The following is a 25450-nucleotide window of genomic DNA, read 5'->3' as shown; positions in this document are numbered from 1 at the left end:
ACGCTAGTCGCCTCGCACGCCACCGTCGCCCAAAAGCGTCCTCCGGGTGTGGTGACGCGCGTAACCTTCGGACCGTGACGAGTTCCGGCGATCCGACATCGGTCACCCACAGCGAGTACTACCCCTACCCCGTCGAGAAGGTCTGGGATGTTCTCGTTTCCCTAGAGCTCACCGCTTCACAGGTGAAAGAGGTCAACGACGCACCCGTCGAGGTCGGCGAGACACGCGTCCTGATCACCCATCCGCAGCCCGCCGCCGGCTTCGATGGCGTGCTGCGGACCACCTACACCAGGGTGGTGCCTCACGAGCACATCGAACAGGTGTTGACCGCCCCGGGAATCGAAGTGACCTCCCGCTGGAACCTGCTCCCGGAGCCCGGCGGCACCCGGCTGCGCGTCACGTACAGCCGGTTCGACCCGGCCATTGCCCTGCACCGTCAATGGCGGACCATGCTGTTCTCGGGCGCCGGGCCGATGCTCAACTCCGTCCGCGAAATGCTCGACAAGCGGCGCTGACGCCAGGGCACTCCCGCATCACTGGATACCATCGATGCGATGACATCGCCCAAGACCCCGACCCACCGCCACGATCCGATGATCGGGACGGTGCTCGACAGTCGGTACCGCATTGAGGCGCCGATTGCGACAGGCGGCATGTCGACCGTGTATCGGGGGCTGGATACCCGGTTGGACCGCCCGGTCGCCGTGAAGGTGATGGACAGCCGCTACGCCTCCGACACGGGGTTTCTGGCACGGTTCCGGCTCGAAGCCCGGGCCGTCGCACGATTGCGCCACCCAGGGCTGGTGGCCGTGTTCGATCAGGGCATGGACGGTAAGCACCCCTTCCTGGTGATGGAGCTGATCGACGGCGGCACCCTGCGCGAGTTGTTGCGCGAACGTGGACCCATGCCGCCCCATGCCGTGGCCGCGGTGTTCAATCCGCTGCTCGGCGGCTTGGCGGTCGCACACCGATCGGGACTGGTGCACCGCGACGTCAAACCCGAGAACGTGCTGATTTCTGACGACGGCGAGGTCAAGCTCGCCGATTTCGGGCTGGTGCGTGCCGTCGCCGAGGCCGGAATCACCTCGACCAGCGTGATCTTGGGCACCGCGGCGTACCTGTCTCCCGAGCAGGTGCGCACCGGCTCGGCCGGCCCACGCAGCGATGTCTATTCGGCGGGCATCCTGATGTACGAATTGCTCACCGGTTCAACACCGTTCACCGGGGATACACCGTTGGCACTGGCCTATCAACGCATCGATCGCGATGTACAGGCACCCAGTGAGGCCATCGACGGCATTCCGGAAGAGTTCGACGAACTGGTGCTGCGCGCCACCTCCCGCGACCCGGACGCGCGCTACGCCGACGCCGCACAGATGGGCGCCGAGCTGGACGCCATCGCCGCGGATCTGCAACTGCCCACCTTCCGCGTCCCCGCGCCCCGGGATTCCAAACAGCATGTCGCCGAACAGCTTTACCGCAGCCGACTGATCGAGACCGGCGGACGCACCACAGGCAATCTCAGCGCCCCCGGCAAAGCAGATGCCGCCGACACCGCCTCGGCCGCCGCGGCCCTGGGTGTCTCACCACGGCCCAGCGTCTCGGCACGTCCCAAGGTGCCCAATCCCACGCGGATGATGGACCCGGTGCCCGCCTACGATCCCCAATACGATCCCGAATTCGACAGTGACCCTGACGAATCAGCGTTCTTCGCCGATATCGATGACTCGGAGTACCGGTACGAGCGTCAGCAGAGCCGCCGCGCGATCTTCATGTGGCTGGTGATCGTCCTGATCATCACCACGTCGGTGGCGGCGGGATGCTGGTCGCTGGGCGCCAACATCACCAACCTGCTTTAATCCCTGAGCATCTCCGCGACGAGGAACGCCAGCTCCAGCGACTGCTGGGTGTTCAGACGCGGATCGCACGCGGTTTCGTAACGACCGGCCAGATCGTCATCCGAAATGTCCTGTGCCCCACCGAGACATTCGGTGACGTTCTCACCGGTGATCTCGACGTGAATACCACCGGGATGCGTGCCGAGCGCGTTGTGCACCTCGAAGTATCCCTGCACCTCATCGACGATCCGATCGAAGTGCCGCGTCTTGTAACCGCTGGGCGACTCGTGGGTGTTGCCGTGCATCGGGTCACACTGCCAAACGACCTGATGCCCGGTCGCCCGAACCTTCTCGATGATCGGCGGTAGCAGATCGCGCACCTTCGAGTTACCCATCCGCGAGACGAACGTCAGGCGGCCCGGCTTGTTGTGCGGGTCAAGGCGTTCCACGTATTCGACGGCCTGATCGGGCGTAGTGGTCGGGCCGATCTTCATCCCGATCGGGTTCGCGATGATCTCCGCGAAGGCCACATGCGCGTGATCGAGCTGCCGCGTGCGATCGCCGATCCACAGGTAGTGCGCCGACAGGTCGTACAGTGCCGGCTCGCCGTTCTCGTCCTCTGACAAACGCAGCATGGCGCGCTCGTAGTCGAGCACCAGCGCCTCGTGGCTGGCGTAGATCTCGGCGGTGTCCAGGTTCGAATCCGCCACGCCGCAAGCACTCATGAACTTCAGCCCGCGATCGATCTCGGAGGCCAGTGCCTCGTACCGGGCACCGGCAGGTGAGGTACGGACGAATTCGCGGTTCCAGTCGTGCACCAGTGCCAGCGAGGCCATCCCCGAGCCGGTTACCGCGCGCACCAGGTTCATCGCGGCGCTGGCGTTCGCGTAGGCGCGCACCAGACGCGACGGGTCGTGCTCACGCAGTGCCGCATCGGGGGCGAATCCGTTCACCATGTCGCCGCGGTAGGACCGCAGCCCCAGTGCGTCGGTGTCGGAGCTGCGCGGCTTGGCGTACTGGCCGGCGATACGGGCCAGCTTCACCACCGGCATGCTCGATCCGTACGTCAGCACCACCGCCATCTGCAGCAGTGCGCGGATGTTGGCCCGGATATGCGGCTCGGTGTTGTCGGCGAAGGTCTCGGCGCAGTCGCCGCCCTGCAGCAGGAATGCCTCACCACGTGCTACCTGGGCCAGCTGGCCCTGCAAACGCTGGATCTCCGCGGGGACGGTGATCGGGGGCACGCTTTCCAGCACGGTCCGCATGGCGGCGGCCTGATTCGCGGGCCAGCTCGGCTGCTGAGCAGCGGGTTTGGCGAGCGCGGCATCCAGGCGCTGACGCAGATCGGCCGGGAGCGGCGGCAGCTCCGGCAATTGGTCGATGGGGACGTCGACTGTCCAGTTCACGTACCCATCTTAACCGCCCCTTACCAGCGGATTTTCACCCGGGATTCGCGGTGATCAACCCGGCGGAACCATCGCGCGGTAGCGGGCCAGGTTGTAGCGGGCATCAACCAGGGCATCGTGTGAGTCGGCGGGCCGTTTCGGCACCGCCGGGCGGCCCAGCTCGTACCACAGCTGCTTGAGTTCAAGGGTGAACCGGGGAACCGGCTGCGGCAGCTCCGTCATGGCCCCCCACAGCTGACACAGCGCCACGTGGTCATACGCACCCACCCAGGCCCACAGCTCGATCGGATCGGCCGGCCCGCCACCGTTCAGTCCGAGGAACTCGGCCAGCTCGTCGCGAATCTGCCCGCGTGAGCGCCACAGCGGCGACGACAGCGCGGGCAGTTTGGGCAGGACGTTCTGGCGCACCCACGGACCCGCCTGCTGCGGGTCGAAGGCGGTGGAGACGGCGTAGTACTCACGGCCGTCTTCGCACACCATCCCGATGGAGATGAGTTCGATGGTGCGGCCATCGTCGATGAACTCGGTGTCGTAGAAGTAACGCACGCGGGCCGCCTAGTTGTGCGCCGGAGAAGCCGGCGCCAGCTCATCGGCCTGTGTCGGCTCATCCTCGCGCACAACATCGTTCACGTCCGCCGGATCACGCCGCAGCCATATCCAACTGGCCACGAGCACCCCGAGATGAACGAACACATACAGACTGGGGATCAGATCGTTCAAGACGCCACCGGGTCGTAACGTCAACGCGCCGGAGTCCGGCGTCTTGCCGCTCAGGCTGGTGAACCACGCCGCGAACACCGCACAGAATGCCCACATCGTGATCGCGGACGCCCGTTTACCCAGCACGTAGCCGCGGTAGCCCAGATGAACGACCAATGGCACGAACCACACCCAGTGATGGCTCCAGCTGAACGGCGAGGCCGCAGCCGATGCCATGCCCACGATCGAGATCGCCAGCAGCAGCTGATCGCGCCGGTAGGCCAGGACCGCGACCACCAGGCTCGCCACGATCACCAGCACCGACAGTGCGGTGGCCGTTCCGGCCGACAGGTTCAATCTGAGAAAAAGCCCGCTGATGCTGGTGCTCGCGGTGGGATCGCGGGTGATGCGGCTGATCTTCTCGAAGGCACGGTCCACCCAGTAGTAGTGCGAGGCGGACGGCAGGAAGATGAAACCCAGACCGATGGTGGCGATCAGCGTGATGGCCGCGACGACGGCCGCGCGAATCCGCCCCACCAGGAACAAGAAGACGATGAAGATCATCGGGGTCAGCTTGATGCCGGCCACGATGCCGATACCGATCCCGGCCAGCTTCCACCGTTTGGGCGCCAGGAGGTCCGTCACCACCACAGCCAGGATCAGCAGATTGATCTGGCCAAGCTGGATGGAGAGCCGGACCGGCTCCAGCCACGAAACCAGACCGACCAGCAGGGCCAGCAGCCCCCATAGCCCGGCCTTGGCGGAGACATTCAGCCAGGCCAGCATGCGCCACACCGAGTAGACGAGCAGCGCCGGGAACACCACGAGCGACAGGATCTGCGCGGTGAAATCGGTGATGAAGGCCAGCGGGGTGAATACCAACGCCGCGAACGGGGTGTAGGTGAACAGCAGATCGTCGATCTCGCCGTTGCGCCCGATCGAGTAGAGGTCCAGTCCGTCCAGTACGCGTGTGCCACCGAATCGATACACCAACACATCGATCTGCAGTGCGTATGTCGGCCAGTGAATGAAGACGACCGCGTGCAGCAGCAGGGCGACAGCGAGGACGAGCGGGCCACCCCACGTGATCCATCTGGCAACTCGACGAACGGAGCCGCCGTCCGCGATGGCGGTTTCGTTTATTGAATTCGGCACGGCCCTCGCATCTCTCAGTTCTCCCGCGGGTGGCCTCAAGAGTAACGGTACCGGCGCGGATAGCTGACCCACGCCCCACGGCGAGGTGTTACCTCAGATGCAGGGACGATGCACGGACCCCCGATTAACCGGCGGCGCTCTCCGGGATGCGGTCGGGTTGCTGCGGGGGTTCCGCGGGCTTGTCCTTGAGCGACGCCGCGTAGATGTCGACGTACTCCTGACCGGACAGCTGCATCAGCTCGTACATCACCTCGTCGATGACCGCACGCTCGATGAAGCGGTTTCCGGCCATCCCGTCGAAGCGGGAGAAATCCAGCGGCTTGCCGATTTTCACGGTGACCTTGGAAAAGTGCCAGCGCGCCGTGCCCGGCGGGTTCATCACGTTGGTGCCGACCATCGCGATCGGGATGACGGGCACCCCGGTGGCCAGCGCCATGCGCGCCAGGCCCGTCTTGCCCTTGTAGAGACGGCCGTCCGGGGAGCGGGTGCCTTCGGGGTAGATGCCCAGCAGCTTGCCCTCGCCGAGTAGCCGCTTGGCGGTGCTCAGCGCGTTCTCGGCGGCGTCGGCGCTGGTTCTATCGATCGGGACCTGTCCGGATCCGCCGAAGAAGACCTTCTTGAGCCAGCCCTTGAAACCGGGCTCGGTGAAGTACTCGCTCTTGGCCAGGAAGGTCACCCGCCGCGTGGAGACCAACGGAAGGAAGAAACTGTCGACCACGGCGAGATGGTTTCCGGCCAGGATCGCCGGCCCGGACGATGGAATGTTCTCCAGACCTTCTACCTTGGGCCGGCCCATCAGCTGCAAGATCGGCCCCATGAAGATGTACTTCAGCAGCCAATAGAACATCGCGCGCATCCTCTCCCGATCCCCATGAGCAGCACGGGGCTGGCGCCGAGCTTACCCTCGGCGACGGCGAATCTCCGTGGAGTGTCTAAGGTCCCGGAAATATGGGACGCCATGTCCCAGAACAGGCACGGGTGCTCGTCACTCGTCGATGTCGACCGGGATGGGTTGGTACCCAGTCGATTGCGAGCTCGGCGGCGGGGCCGGGAACGGACTTCGGTAACCACCCTCGGGGCCGTCATCGGGATCGTCAGGACCGCCCGAGCCCTCGGCCTCCAACATTGCCCGCACCACCATCACCAGCGCGAGGCTGTGTTCGGCGATCGTTGCCAACAGCGGGTGATGCTCACCTTCCACCAGGGCCGCCAACGCACAGACCGGGCAGAACAACTGGTTGCACTTTCCGGGAGCGGCACCGTCGGCAGGAGCGCGAGCGGCCTGCCGCAGCGCCGGATCGAGCTTGTCGAGGATCGACGCGGCCAACGCCCGCAGTTCGGGGGCGAGTTCCGGATGGGTACCCGTCACGTAGGCCACACCTCCGGATCCGCTCTAAACCGTATGGTCAGCTCGCCACCGACAAGCCGGGCATCGACAACCACACAGCGCCGCAGCACGGAGGCCAGCCGGACCCGCCGGCGCATCCCATTTGCACCGATGACCAGGTCATCTCCCACCCGGCCGAGGCTCAACGTGGCCGGATCGATCTGCGGTAACTCTAGCCGTAACAGATATACGGTGTCCGCTCCGGACCCGGATTCGCGCTCGACAATGGTGGCCAGCGGCGCCGGAGGCTTGGCCCCATCGCGCCGCCGGACCGACTCGGCCAGTTCACCCAGGGCCTCCGGCCCGATGGGCTCGCGCGGCAGATGCGGCACCAACAGCATCTCCACGTCCCCGATCGCCTCCCCCATCTCATCGAGCACCGCGGCCTGATCGGCGATGCGCTGCATGTACCAGTCGAATGCCGGATGCGCGGGCAGATTGTGGTACTCGTACGAATCATCTTGAATGAGAACCTGATTGACAATCACTTGATCGATGCGCACACCCATCAGCGCCAGCGCCCCCACGGTACGGATGGCCTCGGCCACCACAACCCGTTCGGGAGTCAGCACCAGATGAGCGCCCACCCGTTCGGCGTCCGAAAGCAAGCCCGCAAGCCGATCCGCCGACGCCGCAACGCGTTCCAGTAGTTCGGCCAGTATCTGGGCGCGAGGCGTACCGATACCGCCGAGTCGGCGATGCCGCGGCCAAGCCCGTTCCAGATACATCGCGAAGGTTCCGGGCAGAGTCAGCATGCGCAACGCGTCTGCTGTCGAGGCACAGTCGACTACGACGACATCCCATTCGCCGGTGTCGGCGAGTTGTTGAACCTCATGCAGCCCAAGCATTTCCTGCACACCCGGCAGCGCGGAAAGCTCTTCGGGGGCAAGTGATCCGATGTCCGATTCGGGATACTGCTCGGCGATCGTCGCGGCGATGTCACCCCAACGCTGCTCCAGCAGCCCTAGGGTATCCAGGGCCATCACGTCGAGTTGTCCCCCATACGGGTCCTCGATCACCCGTACGCAATGAGCCCCAGGGGTGGGATCCACCCGGACACCGAAGACGTCGCCGAGGGAGTGCGCTTGGTCGGTCGACACCGCGAGCACACGCTGCCCGGCGCGCGCGTAGCGCACCGCGGTGGCACCGGCCAGCGTCGACTTACCCACACCCCCCTTGCCGACGAAAAGGCCGATGGTGGCTGTCAACGGCGCGTGGACATCGGGGGCGACGTCTGCGGGGTGGGACACGAGATCCTCCCCGACGTCGCTAGCGGTCAGATTCGACTCGCTTCTTCAAATCCTTGAGTGCGGAGTCGGTGATCTTGCGTTCGGCCTTGCGCTTGAGCATTCCGATCATCGGAATTTGAAGGTCGACCGCGAGCTCATACGTCACCTCGGTACCAGACCCCTTGGGCGCCAAGAGGTATGTCCCTTCCAGCGAACGTAAGAGGGAACTCTCCGCCAAGGTCCAGGTGACCTTGCGGCCATCCGGAGACCACACGTACTCCAGGACCTGGGTGTCCTTGAGGACACCGGCGTCCAGCACCAACCGGGCACGTTTGACCCTGCCCTCGGCGTCGGTGTCGAGCACCTCGGTTTCCTTGTACTCCGACACCCATTCCGGGTAGGCGCCGATATCGGCGATCACCGCCATCACTTTGCCGGGTTCGGCATCGATGGCAATCGTTTGGGTAGTCTTCTCAGCCACCTGACAGACGGTACCCTTCTCCCTGGCGCTCGGATACTCCCATCCTGGCAATTCGCCGCAGCCGCGCGAAGGAGAGACGCCCATGAGCCGTCTGGTGGCGAAGGTGCTCGGTGTGCACCAGAGCATCTACATCGCATCGAAAGGCTATCTGGGTCATCACGTTCCGGGAATGGCCCCCAACCTGCTGCTGACCTCCATCGGCGCCAAGACCGGGGCACAGCGCATCAACTCGCTGACCTATGCCAAAGACGGCGACAATCTCGTCATCGTGGCCTCTAACGGTGGCGCGCGGCGTAATCCTGCCTGGTATCACAACCTGAAGGCCCACCCGGAGGTACAGGTGCAATTGGGCCGGCAACGGCGCCGCGTCCGGGCGACGGCACTCCTGCCCGGCGACACGGATTACGAGCGGTTGTGGAAGTTAGCCGACACCAACAACTCTGGCCATTACAGCGCCTACCAGCGAGCGACGTCCCGCCCCATCCCGCTGGTCGTGCTCGCTGCCGCCTGATCAGACCTGCGGCACCCACGATTCGCCGATTGTCCGGCCTGCCTCGAGCCGCTGCTTGACCCCGAAGGCGAACCGCTTGCCGGTGACCCGACGCGCATGATTGAGCTGGGCCAGATTCAGCTTGGCCACCTGTGCGGCGCTGGCTCCGGTCGGCTCTGCGTGCAGGAAGTAGTGCAGGATCGCCCCGTCCAGCGCGGGCTCCAGCCACACCTCCATTGTTCCGGTGAGCGGCCCGGCAACCGTCCAGCGGATGCCCTTTTCTCCGCGCTCCTCGACAACATTGAGCTGCAGGTCAGGCCACCAACGACGCCAATCAGCGGGGTTCGAGATAGCGCGGCCGATGTCCGCGGGATCCGCGGCGATAAAGGTCTGGTCGGCGACCTGAATGCTGTTCATCGCGCACTAGCTTAAGCCTCGCCGCCGAAGGAAATGCGGCAACGTCTTCGACGATCCTGAGGCCACGACTAGTCTGAGCAGGTGCGAGAGTTCAGCGTTCCTGCCCCCTTCACTGTCGAGGACAACGCATCGGTTGTTCATGCCGTCTACGACTACGAGCGTGAAGACCCCAACCAGGCGGCATTCTCCCGTCTCATCGACGACACGTGGACGCCCGTCACCTACGCGGAGGCCGCCGCGCAGATCCGTGCGGTGGCCAACGGTCTGATCGCCAAGGGCGTGGCGCCCGGGGATCGCGTGGCACTGATCTCGGCGACACGATACGAGTGGACGATCATCGACTACGCAGTGCTGTCGATCGGCGCCATCACGGTTCCCATCTACGAGACGTCCTCGGCCGATCAGGTCCGGTGGGTGCTGCAGGATTCCGCGGCGGTGGCGCTGTTCGTGGAGACCGATGCCCATGCCAAGATCGCCGAAGAACTAGCACCCGAACTCCCCAACCTGCACACCGTGTTTCACATCGCCAGTTCGAGCGCCCCCGCAGCTCTCGATGAGCTCGCCGAGGCTGGGTCCGGTGTTGACCCCGCCGAGCTCAGCGGCCGACTCCGCGCCATCAAGGCCAGCGATCCCGCGACTCTCATCTACACCTCGGGAACCACCGGCCGGCCCAAGGGCTGCCAGCTCACCCACTCCAACCTGGTGTACGAAACCCGCGGTGCACGTGCCGTTTTCCCTGATTACTTGCAGAAGGGCAGCCGGACGCTGATCTTCCTGCCGCTGGCGCACGTACTGGCGCGCGGTATCGCGATGGCGTGCTTCCAGTCCAAGGTCAGCGTCGGATTCACCAGCGACATCAAAACGCTGGTACCGACGTTCGGGATCTTCAAGCCCACCTTCATCGTCTCCGTCCCCCGCATCTTCGAAAAGGTGTACAACACCGCTCGCCAGAACGCCCAAAACGACGGCAAGGGAAAGATTTTCGACGCCGCCGCAGACACCGCCGTCGAGTACAGCCAGGCGCTGGACAACGGCGGACCGGGCATCGTGTTGCGCGCCAAGCGCGCCGCCTTCGACAAGCTCGTATACGGCAAGCTGCGCGCGGCACTCGGCGGAGAATGCGTGGCATCGATCTCCGGTGGAGCGCCGCTGGGGGCCCGACTCGGTCACTTCTACCGCGGCGTCGGCCTGACCATCTACGAGGGCTACGGGCTCACCGAAACGACAGCAGCCTGCGCGGTGAACGTGATCGGTGGGCTCAAGATCGGCAGTGTCGGTAGGCCATTGCCCGGTAACGCCGTGAAGCTCGGCGACGACGGCGAACTACTGGTGTCCGGCGGCGTCGTGTTCAGCGGGTACTGGAACAACCCGACCGCCACCAGCGAGTCGATCGTGGACGGCTGGTTCCACACCGGCGACCTGGGCGCGATCGATGAGGACGGGTTCGTCACGATCACCGGCCGCAAGAAGGAAATCATCGTCACCGCCGGCGGTAAGAACGTCGCACCCGCGGTGCTGGAGGATCAGCTGCGTGCCCATCCGTTGATCAGTCAGGCGATGGCCGTCGGCGACAAGCAGCCGTTCATCGGTGCGCTTATCACCATTGACCCCGAAGCCATCGACGGCTGGAAGCAGCGCAATGGCAAGCCCGCCGAGGCCACCGTCGCCGACCTGGTCCAGGATCCCGATCTGCTCGCGGAGATCGAAACCGCCGTCAAGGCAGCCAATCAGGTTGTCTCCCATGCCGAAGCCATCAAGAAGTTCCGGATCTTGCCGGTTGACTTCACCGAAGCCACCGGCGAGATGACGCCGACGCTCAAGGTGAAGCGCAATGTGGTGGCCGAGAAGTTCGCGGCAGACATCGACGCGATCTACTCGGGGTCACCCGAGTAGATCGCCCATCCCTGGACCTTATGCGGAGCCGCTGACCAACTCGGCGAACCGGGCGGCCTGGTGATCCCAGCGCCAGTTGTCGGTCACCCAGGTGCGCCCCGCCTCCCCCATAGCAGCGGCCCGCACGGGATCGGACAGAATCTTGACGATGGCGTCCGTGATCGCGGGTACCGATCTGCCATCGACGACAAACCCCGTCTCGCCGTCACACACGGTTTCCGGTGCGCCCCCCGAGTTTCCGGCAACCACCGGGACACCGCAGGCCGACGCCTCCAGAAACACTATCCCTAGGCCCTCCACGTCGAGCCCCGCTCCGCGGGTACGGCAGGGCATCGCGAAGACATCGCCCATCGCGTGATGCGCAGGTAGCTCCTCCCATGGCACACCGCCGGTGAACACCACATGCTCATCGACACCGACTCGACTGGCCAACGCCCGCAACGGTTCCGCGGACGGACCGCCGCCCACGATCACCAGCGCCGCGCCGTCGACGCGCTCCCGGATCGCCGGCAGCGCCTCGATGAGCATGTCTTGCCCCTTACGCGGAACGAGCCGGGAGACGCACACGATGGTCGACCGCTGGCCGAGCCCGTAGCGGTGCCGCAGCTCCTCGCGTGCCGCGGGGTCGGGGCGAAACCGGCCGGTGTCAACACCGGAGGGCAGATGTTCCAGTGCCGCACGCGGACCGAAGGCCGCGGCGAAGCGCCCGCGTGTGTAGCGGCTGACATAGGTGATGACATCGGTGCTCTCGCCGATCTGCCGCAGGGCAGACCGTGCCACCGGGAGCATCGACCAGCCGACCTCGTGCCCGTGCGTGCTGGCGGCCGTTACGGCGGCTCCCGCCGCCTTGGCGGCCGACGACAACAGTGCCAATGGCGCGGCCGCGCCGAACCACACCACGTCGGAGTGCTGCGATCTGATGAGATCCACCATGCGCTGGCGTACACCAGGGCTCGGAAGCATCAACGAGGTCGGGTGCCGCACCACCTGATAGTCGGCCGCGGCGTCGTATCGCTCGCATCCTTTCCACCGCGGCGCATAGACGGTCACCTCATGCGATCCGGCCAGGTGGGTCACCAGCTCTTGCAGGTAGGACTGAATACCCCCGGGCCTGGGCGGAAAATCGTTGGTGACCAACAGGATCCGTTGCCGCGGGCCGCCAGGCTGAAATGTCACGACGCCTACCGTAGTGGACGGGAGCCGAGCCAGCTCTGCCACTGCCGAACTAGTGTCGCCTCGTCGATGCCCAATGCCTGCTGGATGGCCACACCCGGCGCACTCGGCGAGATGCCGGCCCCATACCGGTACAGCTGTACCAGCTTCGGTTCGCCGAAGGTTTCGGCCACGTACTGCGCCACCGACCAAGCCTCCTCGTATGCCTGTGTGCGTTTCGTTCCCGGACTCCCGAGGTCGTCGTCAGTGGGCAGATGGTCCGGAATCCGTCCTGCGGCAAGAGCACTGGACAGTGTGGGTGCCGCGTTCCGAAAGGGGGTACCGCTGCCTCGGCGCCCGTTGTAATCGGCCACCCCCTCCACCAACCAGAGAGGTGCATGATCGCCGGTGACCGTACGGGCGGCGGCATGGAAGAGCTCATGACGCAGCACCACACGGAACTGATCCGGTGGCAGTCCTGCCGAGCCCGGTGCAAAAATCACCCGTTGCCCCACCGCGACTCCGCTCTCGACACGGTCGGCGACGGCGGCGGCGGCTATTCCATCGGTATCTTCGCCCCCGACAAGAGCAGCGAATTCGGCGTCTGTATCTGCCGCGACCAGTAGCACTCCCGCCTGCCACTGTGGCCCCCAGAATTCCGACAGCGCCGTCAATGCTCCGGCGATCTCGCCGGCAAGACGTGGCGCCACCGCCGAACCGGGATGCCCGAGCACCACCACCTCCCGGTCCCCCATCCTGCTGCGCGTCTCCACTGCGGGCGCGAACTGCCACGGCACCGCAACCGCGCCGGCGTCGACCAACCGCCAGACGTCGTTATCGTGCAGCACTCCGACGGTGGCAGAGCGCCGGACCGCAACCTTGTCCACTCCGCTGACCGCATAGAACAGCGCCACGTCCAATGTCCATTGCTGTTGCGGTGCAACAGGATCGGCTGGGACGTCGGCGGCCAGCCGATACTCGAATGTGTCTGTCTTCAGCCCCGACAGGTTTTTCTGCAGCCGCCGCTGCGCCTGCTGGGGTCCGCCGGGAACGAAGACGGCATCCAGTGCCGCGATATCACCGCTGCGCAAGCTCGCGGAGTAGCGCGTCAGCAGTGCCTGAATCGCTGCACGCACATCGGCGGCCGGCGCGGCGGGCTGTGCACGACAACCACAGAGAATCAGCAGAACCACCGTGAGCAGCGATGTCCAGCGTGCTCCCCCGGACACCCGCGCGCGACGGCCGCGGCTCAGTAGCGGCGCGCGTTGTAGATCGGGCCGGAGGAGGTGATCGGCGCGACCGCGACGGGAACACCATAGGTGGAGGCGTGCACCATCATGCCGTTGCCGACATAGATACCGGTGTGTGAGGCGTCTCCGTAGAAGTTGATGACGTCACCCGGCTGCAGATCACTCAGCGCCACGGGCGTGCCACCACGGGCGAGCGCCTGGCTGGAGTGCGGCAGCGATACACCCTGCTGCCCGTAGGCCCACATCACCAGGCCCGAGCAGTCGAAGGCGTTGGGTCCGGAACCGCCCCACGAGTAGGGCGCGCCGATCCGGGTCAACGCAGCGGCTACGGCGTTCGCACCGACGGCCGAACCTCCACCACCGACGGCGACTTCCGGTGCGGGCGCAGCGGCCGCAGCCTGCATCAGCGGCTCGGGAGCGTCCGGGGCCTCGCCCGGCTCGGCCGGAGGTGGCGGGGGCACGGGTGCCAGTGCCGCCAGCTGAGCGCGCTGGCCGGGGTTCAGGGTGTTGTACTGCGACTTGACGACCGCGATCTGCACCTGCAGCTGACTCTGCTTGGCCTGCAGCGAGGCGCGAACATTCTTGGCCTGTTCGGCGGCCACCCGGGCCTGCTCGACGGCGTCACGGGACCGTTGCTCGGCTTCATCGGCCGAGGACTGCGCGGCGCGGTAGCTGTCCATCCGGCTACGCATCTCGGTTCCCACCGTGCGCTGCACCGACAACTGGTCGATGAGGTTCTGCGGAGAGTTGGAGGTCAGCACGGCGCCGTAGCCGCTGGTGTTACCACCCATGTACGCGGCGACCATCGCCTTGTTGACATCAACTTGGTACGTGGAGACCGCCATGCGCGCAGCCTTCGCGACAGCCTCATCGGCGAGAACCGCCTTCTCGGCATCACGCTGAGCCGCCAGCTTGGCGTCGAGATCAATCTTCGCCGAGTTAGCTGCTTCGGAGGTTGCCTCAGCCTGGCGAGACAGCTCGTTGAGCTTCTTCACGGCGTCGTTGTTGGGGTCGGCACTCGCAACCTGACCACCCGCAAATACCCCGCCGACCAGCGCGGCAGCAGTCATTGCAAGCATCGTGCGCCGGAGAGGTGAGGGCGTCGATCGATCCGAATGATTTCGAAGAAGACGCCCGACACTCAAGACAACATCCCTTTACTGCAATGTGATCGCCGCGAACTACGGCGCCAATAGGTCTCAGATAGGTTACGAAATGGCATCGACGTTGTCCACCGCAGTGGGAAACGACGTCAGTGTCGCGTAAGTGTCGGTTCTCCTCCCCGTTCCCGGGGTGGGCCATCAAGCACCTGTTTCGAGTGTGCCCTATGCGACTCCGGCATCGGGCGTCTTCGCCGAATCAGGCGTGTCGTAGGTGCGCTGAATCGGCACCAGACGCAGCTTGGGCGCCATCCCGGCCTCGGCCAGGACAGCCAGCGCCGCACGTTCATCGTCGGCAAGCCTCTGAGGCACCCCCAGCAGCACGCTGACCACGCAGTCATCGCATCCCGGGCCGCGCATCGCGCAATCGTCGCAATCGATAAGCATGGCTCCTCCTTTCCCATCAGTCGTTTCTTTCGGGTTCAGGCGGACGGTAACTGCGCCCACCGACAAGTAGGCGTCGCCTGGCACCCTTGCGGTATGACGGAACAGTCGCAACCAGCGCATACCGACCGCCGCCGGGCCGAATCGTTTGGGGGCTCCGCCGACGCCTATGACCGTCACCGCCCCCGGTACCCGCAACCTCTGATCGACGAGCTCGTGTCCGGTGGCCATACCCGCGCCCTCGATGTGGGAGCGGGAACCGGGATCGCGGCTGCACAACTGGCTGCGGCCGGCGCCGAGGTGCTGGCCGTTGAACCGGACGCACGCATGGCACAGATCGCGGCCGCCAAGAGCATCGACGTCGAGGTGGCCACATTCGAGGACTGGCAGCCGGCCGGCCGGACGTTCGACCTCGTGCTCTTCGCGCAGTCCTTCCACTGGGTAGAGCCCACCGCGGCGCTGCGGAAGGTGTTGACCGTGCTTCGCCCGGGAGGCCGCCTCGCACTGGTGTGGAACCGCATCGTGCCCACCTCCCTGACCCAGCAGGACCTGGACACCGTCTACGCCGATTTCATGGACACCACCAAGCGCCCCTCCATCAACACCGAGGACACCGTCTCGGCGACCATCGAGAAATCGGGCTACCACGTGCGCCACTCGCACTTCCTGGACCGCCCGCACTTCTCCACACAGGCGTACCTGGACATGGTCTTCACCTACTCCAATCACCTCACCCTGGATGCCGCCGCGCGCAGCGTGTTGCGGTCCCGGCTCGAGGAGACGATCGGCGACCGTGGCGTCGACACCACCAACGACGCGCTCGCGTTGATCTGTACCCCCGTGGCGTGACCCCGGTATGTCGGTCCCGGGTCATACGGTCAGGTCATGACGCAGCTGACCTTCGATGAGGTGCACTCCTCACCGGGGTCGTCGGCGCAAGACCCGTCGGTACAAGCACTGCGTGACACCACCTTTGTGGTGGTGGACCTGGAGACGACCGGCGGAAGCGCGGAAAACGACGCGATCACCGAGATCGGCGCGGTCAAGGTGCGCGGTGGCGAGGTGCTCGGAGAACTGGCCACCTTGGTCGACCCGAAGCGATCGCTGCCGCCACAGATCGTCCGCCTCACCGGCATCACCTCGGCCATGCTGGTGGACGCTCCGCCCATCGAACAGGTGCTGCCGACGTTTCTCGAATTCGCCCGCGGAGCAGTACTTGTCGCACATAACGCCGGCTTCGATATCGGTTTCCTCAAGGCAGCGGCGCGGCAGTGTGGGATCGACTGGCCGCAGCCCACGGTGCTGTGCACGGTCCGGCTGGCCCGCCGGGTGCTGACCCGCGACGAGGCACCACGGGTCAGCCTGGGCGCGCTGGCTCAGCTGCTCGGCGCATCGACCACCCCCAATCACCGGGCCCTGGATGACGCCCGGGCCACCGTCGACGTGCTGCATGCCTTGATCGGCCGGGTGGGCAACCAGGGCGTCGACACCATGGCAGAGCTGCACCGGTACCGCACCCAAGTGCCCAACGCCTTGCGGGGCAAACGTTCACTTGCCGATGGAATGCCTTACGCCCCAGGCGTTTACCTGTTTCGCGGGCCGTCCGGCGAGGTGCTGTACGTGGGCACCGCGGTCAACCTGCGCCGGCGGGTGCAGCAGTACTTCACCGGCGCGGACCCGCGAGGCCGGATGCGCGAGATGGTCACCATCGCCACCTCGGTGGACCACGTGACGTGTGCGCACCCGCTGGAGGCCGCGGTTCGCGAGCTGCGACTGCTGGGTGCCCACGCACCGCCGTACAACAGGAAGTCGCGATTCCCGCATCGCTGGTGGTGGGTGGTGCTCACCGAGGAACCATTCCCCCGTTTCGCCGTGGTCCGGACCACGAACGGGCGCCGGATGCTGGGCCCGTTTCGTGCCCGGGGTGATGCCACGGCCGCCGCCCTGGCGCTGGCCCGGTTCACCGGCGTGCGTACGTGCGCCGCGCGTATCGGGGCCACAGGGCGACACGGTCCCGCCTGCAACGGCCAGTCCTACCCGCACGACACCGCCTCCCCGTGCCCGGCCCCCGCCGGCGTGGACGCCGCCGAATATGGGGACGCCCTTATGACCGCGCAGGCGGTCCTCAACGGCATCGAGGGACAACCGCTGCACGTCATGTGTGACCGAGTTGCCGAGCTTGGTGCGCTGCGCCGCTATGAAAGCGCCGCGCGGCAACGTGACGCGACGGCCGCCCTCATCGAGGCGCTGGCCCGTCAGCACCGCCTGCAGGCCCTCGCGCGCATCGAGGAGCTGATCGCCGCGCGTCCCGACGGTGACGGCGGATGGCAGATCGCGGTGATGCGACATGGTCAGCTGGCCGGTGCCGCGGTCGCGCGCCGCAGTGTCCCCCCGATGCCGGTGGTGGCGGCCGCATCCGCGTCGGCCCAGGTGGTGCTGCCGTCTGCCGAACCGTTCGGCGGGGCCGCGCCCGAGGAGACCGGACTGATCACCCGTTGGCTGGCCGAGCCCGGGGTACGCATCGTGTCCTCGACCGGCGGTTATGCCGAGCCCACGGGATGTTCAGGGTCCCTGCGAGATTGGGCCTTGACCGCACGCAGCGCGCGCATGGCCAGCGCCGTCCTCCGCGACGACTGGGGCATGGCCGAGCTGATCAGGCCCGGACTCTCTACTGCGCCCCGAGCCGTTGGCTGACGACGATCCACTTGTCCAGCAGCGCGGCCGCCGCGCCGGAGTCGATCGCGGTGGACACCCGGGTCAGCGCGTCCTCCCAGGCAGGCACCCACTGGGCGTCGCTGGCCAGCCCGGCGTGGGCGACCATGGCGCCCGCGGCGTTGAGCACCACCGCATCCCGGACGGCACCGGTACGACCCCCGAGCACCGCCCGTACCTCCGCGGCGTTGAACTCAGGATCGCCGCCGACGAGCTCCTCGAGCCGGGCTCGCGCGAAACCGAACGCCGCCGGATCGAACCGCAGCGTGTCGACGGTGCCCGCCTGAACCCGCCAGATGGTGCTGGTCGTGGTGGTGGTCAGCTCGTCGAGCCCGTCGTCGCCGTGCACCACCAGCACGCTCGATCCGCGGCCGGCGAAGACACCCGCCGTCACCTCCGCCAGATCGGCGAACGCGCAGCCGATCAGGCCCGCCCGCGGACGGGCCGGGTTCGTCAGCGGGCCAAGCAAATTGAACACCGTGGGGACACCGATCTCGCGACGCACCACGGAGGCATATCTGTAGGACGGATGAAAATGCGGCGCGAAGCAGAAGCCGATCCCCACCTCGGCAACGCTGCGCATCACCGCTTCGGGCCCCAGATCGATACGTACGCCCAGCGTCTCCAGCGTGTCGGCGCCACCGGCCAGTGAGGACGCGGCCCGGTTGCCGTGCTTGACCACCGGCACTCCGCACGCCGCCACCACAATGGACGCCATGGTGGACAGGTTCACCGTGTTCGCGCCGTCACCCCCGGTGCCGACGATGTCCACGGCGTTCGCGCCGATCTGGCCGTCCGGTCCGTCCGACGGAAATTTGATTGCGTGCGACAGCATGGTGTCGGCCAGCTCACCGACCTCGTCGGAGGTTGGGCGCTTCATCCGCATCGACACCCCGAAGGCCGCGATCTGAGCGGGGGTGGCCGCGCCGGTCATGATCTGGTCCATGGCCCAGGCCGCTTGACCCGCGGACAGGTCGCGTCGGTTGGTCAGCTCGCCCAGTACCTGGGGCCAGGAATGTTCCAGCACGCCGCAAATGGTCCCATGGAGACAATCCGGACAACAAAGGACTAAATGCCTCCCAGGCGGGCCGCGACACGCCGGACGCAGGTCACCGGCACCACTCTCATCAGAGGCCACACCCGTTGTCGGGAGTCGGTCACAAATCAATGTCGGACCCGGGTGGCTCTCGACAACTACAAAGCGTCATACTTACGACGTGACGACCGCAGCAGCCCCAGGATCGCCGGCGGGAACCGCCATTACCCAGCGGGTTCATTCACTGAACCGGCCCAATATGGTGAGTGTTGGCACCATTGTGTGGCTTTCTAGTGAGTTGATGTTCTTTGCTGGACTCTTTGCGTTCTACTTCACCGCCCGGGCGCAGTCCGGTGGCAACTGGCCGCCGGAGCCCACCGAGCTGAACTTGGCTCTTGCCATCCCCGTGACCGCCGTGCTGGTCGCCTCATCCTTCACCTGTCAGATGGGTGTGTTCGCTGCAGAGCGCGGCGATGTTTTCGGGTTGCGCCGCTGGTACGTCATCACTCTCATCATGGGCACCTTCTTCGTCCTCGGGCAGGGCTACGAGTACATGAACCTCGTGCACGAGGGCACCACCATCGCGAGCAGCGCCTATGGCTCAACCTTCTACCTGGCCACCGGCTTCCACGGTCTGCACGTCATCGGCGGTCTGGTCGCATTCGTCTACCTCCTGATTCGCACCCGGATGAGCAAGTTCACTCCGGCCCAGGCCACCTCCGCGATCGTCGTGTCCTACTACTGGCACTTCGTCGACATCGTGTGGGTCGCATTGTTCGCCACCATCTACTTTGTCCGCTGACAGCCCCATGACGAAGCCCAACCCGGTGAAGGGAGCCCCACAGTTGAGCGTGGAGCCCGTAAACAACACAGCCGCCAAGAATCGCGCGCGCCGCAAGTTCCGCCGTCGCATCTCAGCAGGTTTGCTGCTGCTGATCGCGCTGGTGGTTGCCGGTGGCTTGGCCTCTACCTTCACGCCCACCCCGCAGGTCGCGGTGGCCGACGAAGACAAGTCGGCGCTGCTGCGCACCGGTAAGCAGCTGTACGAAACCTCGTGCATCACCTGTCACGGCGCCAACCTGCAGGGTGTGCCCGACCGCGGCCCCAGCCTCATCGGCGTGGGTGACGCGGCCGTCTACTTCCAGGTGTCCACCGGCCGTATGCCCGCGATGCGCAACGAGGCCCAGGCCCAGCGCAAGGACCCGATCTTCGACGAGGAGCAGACCGATGCCCTCGGCGCCTACATCCAGGCCAATGGCGGCGGACCCCAGGTCATCCGCGACGGCGACGGCGCGATTGCTCAGGAGTCGCTGCGCGGCAACAACATCGCTCGAGGTGGCGATCTGTTCCGGTTGAACTGCGCGTCCTGCCACAACTTCACCGGACGCGGCGGCGCCCTCTCGTCGGGCAAGTTCGCCCCCGAGCTCGACCCGGCCAATGAGCAGCAGATCTACACCGCCATGCTGACCGGCCCACAGAACATGCCCAAGTTCTCCGACCGTCAGCTGACCCCCGAGGAGAAGCGGGACATCGTCGCCTACGTCAAGGCGTCGAGCGAGACCCCCGACCCGGGTGGTTACGGCCTGGGCGGCTTCGGCCCGGCTTCTGAGGGCATGGCCATTTGGATCATCGGCATCGTCGCCGCCATTGCCGCGGCACTGTGGATTGGAGCGCGCGCGTGAGTGGCGATCCCAAAGTAGAGATTCCCTCCGACGAGCAGCTCGCGGCCATGAGCCGCGATGAGCTGGTCAAGCTGGGCACCAACCTCGACGGTGTCGAGATCGTCTACCGCGAACCACGTTGGCCCGTCGAGGGCACCAAGGCCGAGAAGCGCGCCGAGCGTCTAGTCGCCCTGTGGTTCGCGCTCGGTGGTGTGTTCGGTCTGGCCCTGCTCGGGGTCTTCCTGTTCTGGCCTTGGGAGTACAAGCCGTTCGGGGATCCGGGCAACGCCATGTACAACCTGGCGACGCCGCTGTACGGCCTGACCCTGGGTCTGTCGGTGCTCTCGCTGGGCATCGGCGCGGTGCTCTACACCAAGAAGTTTGTCCCCCAGGAGATCTCGATCCAGGACCGCCACGACGGCCCGGGCTCGTCCGAGGTGGACCGCAAGACCATCGTCGCGCAGCTGCAGGACACCCTGGAGACCTCGACACTCCCCCGCCGCAAGATGGTGATCCGGGCCCTCGGGTTCGGCGTCGGCGCCATGGGGGCCGGCACCGCGGTCGCCTTCATCGGTGGCTTGATCAAGAACCCCTGGGCTCCCGTGGTCCCGACCGCCAACGGCAAGCAGCCGGTGCTGCTCACCAGCGGCTGGACCCCGCGGTACAAGGGTGAAACCATCTACCTGGGCCGGGCCGTGGGCAGCAGCTCCCAAATCCTGCTGAAGATCCGGCCCGAGGACATCGACGCCGGTGGCATGGAGACCGTGTTCCCGTGGCGCGAGTCCGATGGCGACGGCACCACCGTCGAATCGCACGAGAAGCTGTCGCATATCGCCATGGGCGTGCGTAACCCGGTGATGATCATCCGGGTGCGGCCCAGCGACATGGGCAAGGTGATCAAGCGCAAGGGACAGGAAAGCTTCAACTACGGCGACCTGTTCGCATACACCAAGATCTGCTCGCACCTGGGTTGCCCCACATCACTTTTCGAGCAGCAGACCTACCGCATTCTGTGCCCGTGCCACCAGTCGCAGTTCGACGCACTGCACTTCGCCAAGCCCATCTTCGGGCCGGCTGCCCGTGCGCTGGCACAGCTGCCGATCACCGTCGACAAGGACGGATACCTCGTCGCCAATGGCGACTTCGTTGAACCCGTCGGACCCGCATTCTGGGAGCGCAAATCATGAGTGACACAGCCCAAAAGCCGTCACGTCTAGGCAAGATCGCCGCCGCCCAGGGCGAGGCGATGGACTCTCGGTATCACCTCGCCGCCGGAATGAAGCGGCAGATCAACAAGGTCTTCCCCACGCACTGGTCGTTCATGCTCGGTGAGATCGCGCTGTACAGCTTCATCATCCTGCTGCTCTCGGGCGTGTACCTGACCCTGTTCTTCGACCCGTCGATGGCCGAGGTCACCTACAACGGCGTCTACCAGCCGCTGCGCGGTGTGCAGATGTCCAAGGCATACGAGACCGCGCTGAACATCAGCTTCGAGGTGCGCGGCGGCCTCTTCGTGCGACAGATCCACCACTGGGCGGCGCTGATGTTCGCGGCCTCGATCATGGTGCACCTGGCCCGCATCTTCTTCACCGGCGCATTCCGCCGCCCCCGCGAGGCCAACTGGGTCATCGGCTCGCTGCTGCTGATTCTGGCGATGTTCGAGGGCTACTTCGGCTACTCGCTGCCCGACGATCTGCTCTCCGGTATCGGTCTGCGCGCCGCGATGTCCTCGATCACCTTGGGCATCCCGGTCGTCGGCACCTGGATGCACTGGGCGCTGTTCGGCGGCGACTTCCCCGGCAACATCTGGATCCCGCGCATGTACGCGCTGCACATCCTGTTGATCCCCGCGATCATCCTGGCGCTCATCGCCGTTCACCTGGCGCTGGTGTGGTACCAGAAGCACACGCAGTTCCCCGGACCGGGCGCCAAAGAAACCAATGTCGTCGGCGTGCGCATCCTGCCGGTGTTCGCGCTCAAGGGTGGAGCGTTCTTCGCCTTCACCACCGCCATCCTGGCGCTGATGAGTGGCTTGCTGCAGATCAACCCCATCTGGTTGCTGGGCCCCTACAAGCCCTCGCAGGTCTCGGCGGGCAGCCAGCCCGACTTCTACATGCAATGGACAGAGGGCCTGGCCCGTCTGTGGCCCGCATGGGAGCTGTACATCTTCGGGCACACCGTGCCCGCGGTGTTCGCGGTCGCGATCATCATGGGTGTGGTGTTCGGTCTGCTGACCATGTACCCATTCATCGAAAAGAAGCTGACCGGAGACGATGCGCATCACAACCTGCTGCAGCGTCCTCGTGACGCTCCGGTCCGCACCGCCATCGGCGCGGCGGCGATCTCGTTCTACATGATCCTGACGCTGGCCGCGATGAACGACATCATCGCGTTGAAGTTCCATATCTCGCTGAACGCGACGACGTGGATCGGCCGTATCGGCATGGTCATCTTGCCGATCGTCGTGTACTACCTGGCTTACCGCTGGGCCATCGGCCTGCAACGCAGCGACCGCGCAGTACTCGAACATGGCATCGAGACCGGCATCATCAAGCGACTGCCGCACGGTGAATACATCGAGCTGCACCAGCCACTGGCCGGTGTCGACGAGCACGGCCACGCCATCCCGCTGGAATACCAGGGCGCCGCAGTCCCACAGCGCATGAACAAGCTCGGATCGGCCGGCGCACCCGGCACCGGCTCGTTCCTGTTCGCCGACCCCGCCGACGAACAAGCCGCACTGGTGGAGGCCGAACACGAGGCGCACCACAAGTCGCTGCTCGCTCTGAAGGAGTACCAGGACGGCGAGCCGGCAACAAACGGTCACGGCCACTAGAAGTCAGTTCGACAGTGGGGCCCCGCACACGAAAAAGTGTGCGGGGCCCCACTGCTTTACTCTGGCCGTATGCACGAGATGACTCGCGAGCAATGGTGGGCCTTCGCCACCGAGGGCACCCGCACCGGGATGCTTGGGCTGGTGCGGGCCAACGGTGCACCCATCGTGACACCGGTCTGGTTTCTGCTCCATGAGGGACCCGGCGGCGATGAGCTGATCTTCACGACGGGCACGGAAACATTGAAAGGCAAGGCCATTCGACGGGATCCGCGCATCTCGCTGGCCGTCGACGACCAGCGCCCGCCCTACTCCTATGTCCAGTTTTCCGCAGAGGCGCGGCTGACCAGTGATCTCGATGAGATGCGCGAGTGGGCGACCAGGATCGGTGGACGCTACATGGGAGCCGAGCTGGCCGAGGATTTCGGCCGTCGCAACGCGGTTCCGGAGGAATCGCTTGTCCGGGCGAGAATCACGAAAGTCGTTGCCCGCGCAGGGATCGCAGATTAAGACCCTGGAGCACCGAGCTCGCGCAGCTTCTTGAGGGTCACCCATGGAATCGCGCCCATCGCGCAGGTGATCACCCCGCCGAACACGAACGCGACGATGGCGGCGGTGTCGCTGTCCACTGCCAGCAGATAGGCGCCGGTGACCACCGCCAGCAGCGCCAGACCGATCGCACCGGCGATCCCTACGGTGGCGCGCAGCCACAGCCGATCGACCACCACCGATTTCGATGCCGCCTCGGCGGCAGCCCGATAGGCCGGTGATCCGGGCCCGGTGTAATCCTTCGGAACATGGCTCGTGTGGTCCGCCAGTCCGCCGAATGTCTTGAGCTTCTCGGTCGAGGCCTCCGCGGGAGGCGGGCCCGACGGCACACTGCCGGCCCCGGAAGCATTGGCACCCTTGGATTTAGGTACGGCCTTTGACGGGCCACGCGTCGGGCGCTGAGCCGCCGTCTTGCGGGCGCGCAGTAGCAGCGGCACGGCACCGATGATGACGGCCAGCGATACCCCAATGACGATGTAGATCCCCAGCGACGGCCCAGCCGATCCCGGCGCGCCCTCCCCCAGCCCGGTCATCACGACGATGGCGCCGACCAACATCCCGACGAATGCCAGCCAGATGACGGCGCACAGCCCAATGAGCATCCGGTCGACGGCCTCCGGCGAGGATCGACGCACCGGACCGGCAAGTGCCTCCAGTGGCTTGGCCAATCGACCCGCTGGCATCAGCAGGTTGCCTGCGCCGAATTGTTGTTGTTGGCAGACAGAACCTGGCCATCGCTGGTGGTGATCGTGCAATTGAGCTGGCTCAGACGCAGGAAGCTGCTCGCCGATACCGAACCGATCTCCGAGTTCGAGATCGGCGTGACGGTGATCGACCACGGGATGTAGACGTTCGGGTTTACCCGGGTACGCCCGGAGCCGTCGGTCCACGTGATCGAGATGCGATCAAGCGGGGCCTTCGAACCCGTCACCGAGTACGTGATCTGCCGGGGCCCAGCCGGGGTCGTGGTCGTCGGCGGTGGAGGAGGCGGCGGCGTGGTGGTCGTCACCGGCGGCGGTGCCTCATGCGTCGTCACCGGCGGCGGTGCCTCATGCGTCGTCACCGGCGGCGGAGGCGGAGGCACCGGAACCGGAGGTTCCACCGTCACGGTCTCGGTCACCACCGGCGGAGGCGGAGGTGGCGGCGGTTCAGTGGTTGGCGGCGGAGGTGGTGGAGGCGGAGGTTCCGTGGTGGTGGTGATGATCTCGTTCCACGGCGTGGTGCTCGGAGTCGGCGTGACCGAGGTGCTCTTGGCGGCACCGGTCGTCTCGTCCGAGCGTCCGGCCACCAGCAACGCGACGGATGCCACCAAGGTGATGGCGGCGATGATCGCCGCCACCCCGACGACCCAGGGCCACCGCGGCGGAGGCGGCTCCTCACCGTCGACCAGCTGGGTGTCGTACTCGTCGTACGGCACGTACGGACTGGTGAATTGCTCGGATTCGGGCGCCGAATACGCCTGTGAATGAAACGCGGCGGAATCCGGTCCGGAAGAGTCAGCAGCTGCGCCATCCGCGTTCGGACCGTCCAGATCCGGAACTTCCCCGGGAGTCCCCGACCCTGGGTTGTCCGTCCCACTCATCTACACAAGTTCCTTTTCGTCACTTCCCGCTCCCCGGCGGGCCACCTGCCTGAGGGGCCATGGCAACGATAGCCAAAGCAATCCGAGGCGACGAAACCCGACGGCCGTAAAAACCAAACTGACCACCGGATTGTTA

The 25450-nt window shown here is 65.8% G+C and carries 26 protein-coding genes; 11 read left to right on the top strand and 15 right to left on the bottom strand.

The features are described 5' to 3' along the window. Window positions 1-74 precede the first annotated feature (74 nt). Together RHO23_RS05450 and RHO23_RS05445 are read left to right on the top strand one after the other, a co-directional pair. Window positions 75-515 (top strand): SRPBCC family protein, encoded by a 441-nt coding sequence (locus RHO23_RS05450; RefSeq protein ID WP_064408559.1) that lies wholly within the window; start codon window positions 75-77, stop codon window positions 513-515. 39 nt (window positions 516-554) lie between these two features. Next, window positions 555-1859, top strand: a complete 1305-nt coding sequence (locus tag RHO23_RS05445; protein WP_046253405.1) for a protein kinase domain-containing protein — start codon at window positions 555-557, stop codon at window positions 1857-1859. On the opposite strand, the gene RHO23_RS05440 is transcribed toward RHO23_RS05445, so the two are convergent. From RHO23_RS05440 to RHO23_RS05410, 7 genes are all read right to left on the bottom strand, one after another. Continuing rightward, complete coding sequence (locus RHO23_RS05440) at window positions 1856-3244, bottom strand: class II 3-deoxy-7-phosphoheptulonate synthase (RefSeq protein WP_064408558.1); 1389 nt, start codon at window positions 3242-3244, stop codon at window positions 1856-1858. The genes RHO23_RS05445 and RHO23_RS05440 overlap by 4 nt on opposite strands. Before the next feature lie 54 nt (window positions 3245-3298). Continuing rightward, on the bottom strand, window positions 3299-3790 hold the full coding sequence (locus RHO23_RS05435; protein ID WP_046253403.1) for a polyadenylate-specific 3'-exoribonuclease AS: 492 nt from the start codon (window positions 3788-3790) through the stop codon (window positions 3299-3301). 9 nt (window positions 3791-3799) lie between these two features. Further along, on the bottom strand, window positions 3800-5098 hold the full coding sequence (locus RHO23_RS05430) for a glycosyltransferase 87 family protein (protein ID WP_064408557.1): 1299 nt from the start codon (window positions 5096-5098) through the stop codon (window positions 3800-3802). Window positions 5099-5222: 124 nt separating this feature from the next. Continuing rightward, a complete protein-coding gene (locus RHO23_RS05425; protein ID WP_030095478.1) occupies window positions 5223-5945 on the bottom strand; it encodes a lysophospholipid acyltransferase family protein in 723 nt (240 codons plus the stop codon). Between the two features lie 138 nt (window positions 5946-6083). Continuing rightward, entirely contained in the window at window positions 6084-6467 is a 384-nt protein-coding gene (locus tag RHO23_RS05420) for a hypothetical protein (protein ID WP_030095477.1), read from the bottom strand. Beyond that, a complete protein-coding gene (locus RHO23_RS05415; RefSeq protein WP_075907650.1) occupies window positions 6464-7735 on the bottom strand; it encodes an ArsA family ATPase in 1272 nt (423 codons plus the stop codon). The genes RHO23_RS05420 and RHO23_RS05415 overlap by 4 nt, the downstream gene beginning before the upstream one ends. A 19-nt stretch (window positions 7736-7754) precedes the next feature. Beyond that, window positions 7755-8195: an SRPBCC family protein gene (locus RHO23_RS05410; RefSeq protein ID WP_030095475.1), complete on the bottom strand. Its 441-nt coding sequence runs from the start codon at window positions 8193-8195 to the stop codon at window positions 7755-7757. A gap of 82 nt (window positions 8196-8277) precedes the next feature. On the opposite strand from RHO23_RS05410, the gene RHO23_RS05405 reads away from it, so the two are divergent. Then, the gene (locus RHO23_RS05405; protein ID WP_070942519.1) at window positions 8278-8706 is read left to right on the top strand and encodes a nitroreductase family deazaflavin-dependent oxidoreductase; all 429 of its coding nucleotides are present in this window, start codon (window positions 8278-8280) and stop codon (window positions 8704-8706) included. Here RHO23_RS05405 and RHO23_RS05400 read toward each other — a convergent pair whose 3' ends face one another. Further along, entirely contained in the window at window positions 8707-9102 is a 396-nt protein-coding gene (locus RHO23_RS05400) for a polyketide cyclase / dehydrase and lipid transport (protein WP_070942520.1), read from the bottom strand. Between the two features lie 81 nt (window positions 9103-9183). Between RHO23_RS05400 and RHO23_RS05395 the strand changes: the two genes are divergently transcribed. Then, window positions 9184-10995, top strand: a complete 1812-nt coding sequence (locus RHO23_RS05395; RefSeq protein WP_030095472.1) for an AMP-dependent synthetase/ligase — start codon at window positions 9184-9186, stop codon at window positions 10993-10995. 18 nt (window positions 10996-11013) lie between these two features. On the opposite strand, the gene RHO23_RS05390 is transcribed toward RHO23_RS05395, so the two are convergent. The 4 genes from RHO23_RS05390 to RHO23_RS05375 all read right to left on the bottom strand — a co-directional run bounded on the left by RHO23_RS05390 (window position 11014) and on the right by RHO23_RS05375 (window position 14944). After that, window positions 11014-12171, bottom strand: a complete 1158-nt coding sequence (locus RHO23_RS05390; protein WP_423488775.1) for a glycosyltransferase family 4 protein — start codon at window positions 12169-12171, stop codon at window positions 11014-11016. 5 nt (window positions 12172-12176) lie between these two features. Next, complete coding sequence (locus RHO23_RS05385) at window positions 12177-13331, bottom strand: hypothetical protein (RefSeq protein ID WP_070942839.1); 1155 nt, start codon at window positions 13329-13331, stop codon at window positions 12177-12179. 65 nt (window positions 13332-13396) lie between these two features. After that, the gene (gene ripC, locus RHO23_RS05380; protein WP_070924522.1) at window positions 13397-14476 is read right to left on the bottom strand and encodes a peptidoglycan hydrolase RipC; all 1080 of its coding nucleotides are present in this window, start codon (window positions 14474-14476) and stop codon (window positions 13397-13399) included. A gap of 246 nt (window positions 14477-14722) precedes the next feature. Beyond that, a complete protein-coding gene (locus tag RHO23_RS05375) occupies window positions 14723-14944 on the bottom strand; it encodes a hypothetical protein (protein ID WP_064408553.1) in 222 nt (73 codons plus the stop codon). 93 nt (window positions 14945-15037) lie between these two features. On the opposite strand from RHO23_RS05375, the gene RHO23_RS05370 reads away from it, so the two are divergent. Both RHO23_RS05370 and RHO23_RS05365 read left to right on the top strand, forming a co-directional pair. Beyond that, window positions 15038-15790, top strand: a complete 753-nt coding sequence (locus RHO23_RS05370; protein ID WP_070942521.1) for a class I SAM-dependent methyltransferase — start codon at window positions 15038-15040, stop codon at window positions 15788-15790. A gap of 36 nt (window positions 15791-15826) precedes the next feature. Then, window positions 15827-17635: a DEDD exonuclease domain-containing protein gene (locus RHO23_RS05365; RefSeq protein WP_423488774.1), complete on the top strand. Its 1809-nt coding sequence runs from the start codon at window positions 15827-15829 to the stop codon at window positions 17633-17635. On the opposite strand, the gene trpD is transcribed toward RHO23_RS05365, so the two are convergent. After that, window positions 17610-18680, bottom strand: coding sequence for an anthranilate phosphoribosyltransferase (gene trpD / locus RHO23_RS05360; protein ID WP_423488773.1), 1071 nt, complete (start codon window positions 18678-18680; stop codon window positions 17610-17612). The two genes, RHO23_RS05365 and trpD, sit on opposite strands and share 26 nt — an antisense overlap. A gap of 268 nt (window positions 18681-18948) precedes the next feature. On the opposite strand from trpD, the gene RHO23_RS05355 reads away from it, so the two are divergent. The 5 genes from RHO23_RS05355 (at window position 18949) to RHO23_RS05335 (ending at window position 23693) form a co-directional block, all read left to right on the top strand. Further along, on the top strand, window positions 18949-19491 hold the full coding sequence (locus RHO23_RS05355) for a cytochrome c oxidase subunit 3 (RefSeq protein WP_406801210.1): 543 nt from the start codon (window positions 18949-18951) through the stop codon (window positions 19489-19491). A gap of 7 nt (window positions 19492-19498) precedes the next feature. Continuing rightward, window positions 19499-20371 carry a c-type cytochrome gene (locus RHO23_RS05350; RefSeq protein WP_030095463.1) on the top strand — a complete coding sequence of 291 codons (873 nt, stop codon included), beginning with the start codon at window positions 19499-19501 and terminating at the stop codon, window positions 20369-20371. Window positions 20372-20418: 47 nt separating this feature from the next. Further along, complete coding sequence (locus tag RHO23_RS05345; protein ID WP_101312735.1) at window positions 20419-21537, top strand: ubiquinol-cytochrome c reductase iron-sulfur subunit; 1119 nt, start codon at window positions 20419-20421, stop codon at window positions 21535-21537. Beyond that, the gene (locus RHO23_RS05340) at window positions 21534-23186 is read left to right on the top strand and encodes a cytochrome b (protein WP_046253393.1); all 1653 of its coding nucleotides are present in this window, start codon (window positions 21534-21536) and stop codon (window positions 23184-23186) included. Before RHO23_RS05345 ends, RHO23_RS05340 begins: the two co-directional genes overlap by 4 nt. Window positions 23187-23255: 69 nt before the next feature. Beyond that, complete coding sequence (locus tag RHO23_RS05335) at window positions 23256-23693, top strand: PPOX class F420-dependent oxidoreductase (RefSeq protein ID WP_070916213.1); 438 nt, start codon at window positions 23256-23258, stop codon at window positions 23691-23693. Here the strand turns inward: RHO23_RS05335 and RHO23_RS05330 are convergent. Then, entirely contained in the window at window positions 23690-24415 is a 726-nt protein-coding gene (locus RHO23_RS05330; protein ID WP_070916214.1) for a DUF2561 family protein, read from the bottom strand. The genes RHO23_RS05335 and RHO23_RS05330 overlap by 4 nt on opposite strands. Further along, window positions 24415-25314: a hypothetical protein gene (locus tag RHO23_RS05325; RefSeq protein WP_423488772.1), complete on the bottom strand. Its 900-nt coding sequence runs from the start codon at window positions 25312-25314 to the stop codon at window positions 24415-24417. The genes RHO23_RS05330 and RHO23_RS05325 overlap by 1 nt, the downstream gene beginning before the upstream one ends. Window positions 25315-25450 lie beyond the last annotated feature (136 nt).

The sequence above is a fragment of the Mycobacteroides sp. PCS013 genome (genome assembly GCF_049532645.1).
GTDB classification, from domain to species: Bacteria; Actinomycetota; Actinomycetes; order Mycobacteriales; family Mycobacteriaceae; genus Mycobacterium; species Mycobacterium gwanakae.
The sequence above is the reverse complement of the archived record's forward strand: the minus strand, read 5'-3'. Positions and strand labels throughout refer to the sequence as shown.

Excerpts from the sequence above, each read along its gene's own strand:
- RHO23_RS05405 (WP_070942519.1), top strand. The coding sequence starts at position 8,278 with ATGAGCCGTCTGGTGGCGAAGGTGCTCGGTGTGCACCAGAGCATCTAC.
- RHO23_RS05445 (WP_046253405.1), top strand. The coding sequence starts at position 555 with ATGACATCGCCCAAGACCCCGACCCACCGCCACGATCCGATGATCGGG.
- RHO23_RS05340 (WP_046253393.1), top strand. The coding sequence starts at position 21,534 with ATGAGTGACACAGCCCAAAAGCCGTCACGTCTAGGCAAGATCGCCGCC.
- RHO23_RS05350 (WP_030095463.1), top strand. The coding sequence starts at position 19,499 with ATGACGAAGCCCAACCCGGTGAAGGGAGCCCCACAGTTGAGCGTGGAG.
- RHO23_RS05425 (WP_030095478.1), bottom strand. The coding sequence starts at position 5,945 with ATGTTCTATTGGCTGCTGAAGTACATCTTCATGGGGCCGATCTTGCAG.
- RHO23_RS05400 (WP_070942520.1), bottom strand. The coding sequence starts at position 9,102 with ATGAACAGCATTCAGGTCGCCGACCAGACCTTTATCGCCGCGGATCCC.
- RHO23_RS05345 (WP_101312735.1), top strand. The coding sequence starts at position 20,419 with ATGAGCCGCGATGAGCTGGTCAAGCTGGGCACCAACCTCGACGGTGTC.
- RHO23_RS05365 (WP_423488774.1), top strand. The coding sequence starts at position 15,827 with ATGACGCAGCTGACCTTCGATGAGGTGCACTCCTCACCGGGGTCGTCG.
- ripC (WP_070924522.1), bottom strand. The coding sequence starts at position 14,476 with ATGCTTGCAATGACTGCTGCCGCGCTGGTCGGCGGGGTATTTGCGGGT.
- RHO23_RS05335 (WP_070916213.1), top strand. The coding sequence starts at position 23,256 with ATGCACGAGATGACTCGCGAGCAATGGTGGGCCTTCGCCACCGAGGGC.
- RHO23_RS05325 (WP_423488772.1), bottom strand. The coding sequence starts at position 25,314 with ATGAGTGGGACGGACAACCCAGGGTCGGGGACTCCCGGGGAAGTTCCG.
- RHO23_RS05370 (WP_070942521.1), top strand. The coding sequence starts at position 15,038 with ATGACGGAACAGTCGCAACCAGCGCATACCGACCGCCGCCGGGCCGAA.
- RHO23_RS05375 (WP_064408553.1), bottom strand. The coding sequence starts at position 14,944 with ATGCTTATCGATTGCGACGATTGCGCGATGCGCGGCCCGGGATGCGAT.
- RHO23_RS05355 (WP_406801210.1), top strand. The coding sequence starts at position 18,949 with ATGGTGAGTGTTGGCACCATTGTGTGGCTTTCTAGTGAGTTGATGTTC.
- RHO23_RS05330 (WP_070916214.1), bottom strand. The coding sequence starts at position 24,415 with ATGCCAGCGGGTCGATTGGCCAAGCCACTGGAGGCACTTGCCGGTCCG.